Genomic DNA, 1,620 nt, shown 5'->3' on the forward strand with positions numbered 1-1,620 from the left:
GCGAGGCGCAGCGTCTCGCCGACGCGGGTGCGCTCGACGACGCGCATCGCCTCGCGACCCAGGCCGCGCAGGCCGCGCCGCACGAAGCGCCGACGTGGTATCTGCTCGGCCTGATCGCCGACGCGCAAGGTAACGGCGCGCTCGCCCAGGAACACTATCGCAAGGCGGTTTATCTGGAACCCGGTCATTACGAAGCGCTCACGCATCTCGCGGCGCTGCTCGAAGTGCAGGGCGACGCCGAGGGCGCGCGCCGCCTGATGCGCCGCGCCGAACGCGCCGCGCAGCACGCGCCGGAACGCGGAGGCGCCGATGCGTGACGCTCACGCGATGGACGAACTGAACGTGCCGCAGGACGTTCCATTCAACGCCTGCTGGAAAAGCATCGGCGTGCTCGGCGACAACTCGTGTCCCAAGCTCGCCGAGTACGTGCGCTGCCTCAACTGTCCCGTGTTCGAGCAGGCCGCCGCGCGCATGCTCGATCGTCCCGCGCCGCAGGATGGCCGCGATCTGCGTGGCTCGCGGGACATTAATCGGCATGCCGAATTATCAGGAGCGCGAAATAATCATGCGGCGCGCAGCAACGCGCGTCAGACCGGCTCGCTGGTGTTTCGCGTCGGTGCGGAATGGCTCGCGTTGCCCGCGCAGGCGCTGCGCTACGTCGGCGAGTCGCGGCCCGTGCATTCGCTGCCGCATCGGCGCAGCGCGGCCGTGCTCGGCGTCGTGAACGTGCGCGGCGTGCTCACGCTCGCGGCGTCGCTGGCCGAATTGCTGCATATCGACGCTGCCGCATCTGCTGCGTCCGCGTCGGCGCGCGTGGCCACGCCGCGTCTGCTGGTGACGGAGTGGGGCGGCGAGACCACGGCGTTCCCCGTCGACGATGTGGACGGCGTCGCCTGGTTCGGCGACGACGAACTGCTGCCCGCGCCGGCCACGCTCGCGCAGGCGGCGGGCCGCCACGTCCGCGGCGTGTTCGTCTGGCGCGGCCGCTCGGTGGGCGTGCTCGAACCCGACGCGCTGTTCGGCGCGCTTGCGAGGAGTCTGCGATGAGCAGCCACAACGGCGACCACGACGATAACGACAGCGCCGACGACCTCAGCCGGCGCTCGCTGCTCGACCTCTTCCACGAAGAAGCGCAGACGCAGACGCGCACGCTGTCCGCGGGTCTGCTCGCGCTCGAAGCGGCGCCTACGGAGGCGTCCACGCTCGAAGCCTGCATGCGCGCGACGCACTCGCTCAAGGGCGCGGCGCGCATCGTCGGGCTGCCCGAGGCGGTCGAGGTGGCGAGCGCGATGGAGGACTGCTTCGTCGCGGCCCAGCACGGCGTGCTGACGATCGGCGCGGCGCACATCGACGCGCTGCTGGTCGGCATCGACATGCTGCTCGCGGCCGGGGATCCGGCTGCGCCGCCGCTGGCGCGCGACGCGGTCGAGGCCTTCGTGACGCGGCTCGTCGGCGCGGCGCAGGTTCAGCCGGAGACGCGGGCCTCGGTGCAAGCGCAAACGCCCAACGACGCGGAAGCGCTGCTGGCTGCGAGCATCGCGGCGCTGCAATCGTCGCAGCCGCCACACGCTGACGAACAGCCCGCAGCACCGCCAACGCCCACACCGACGCCCACACCGC

Annotated in this window: 3 protein-coding genes; all 3 read left to right on the forward strand. The window is 71.6% G+C overall.

Annotated features, from left to right (window positions below; translation table 11 throughout):
• On the forward strand, nt 1-317 hold a 317-nt coding region (locus G3N97_RS38625), incomplete at its 5' end, for a tetratricopeptide repeat protein (RefSeq protein WP_205997975.1).
• Nucleotides 310-1,047, forward strand: coding sequence for a chemotaxis protein CheW (locus tag G3N97_RS38630; protein ID WP_241031101.1), 738 nt, complete (start codon nt 310-312; stop codon nt 1,045-1,047). The genes G3N97_RS38625 and G3N97_RS38630, both read left to right, overlap by 8 nt.
• On the forward strand, nt 1,044-1,620 hold a 577-nt coding region (locus tag G3N97_RS38635), incomplete at its 3' end, for an Hpt domain-containing protein (RefSeq protein ID WP_205997976.1). The genes G3N97_RS38630 and G3N97_RS38635, both read left to right, overlap by 4 nt.

This window comes from Paraburkholderia sp. Ac-20347, from assembly GCF_017104805.1.
Taxonomy (GTDB): Bacteria; Pseudomonadota; Gammaproteobacteria; order Burkholderiales; family Burkholderiaceae; genus Paraburkholderia; species Paraburkholderia tropica.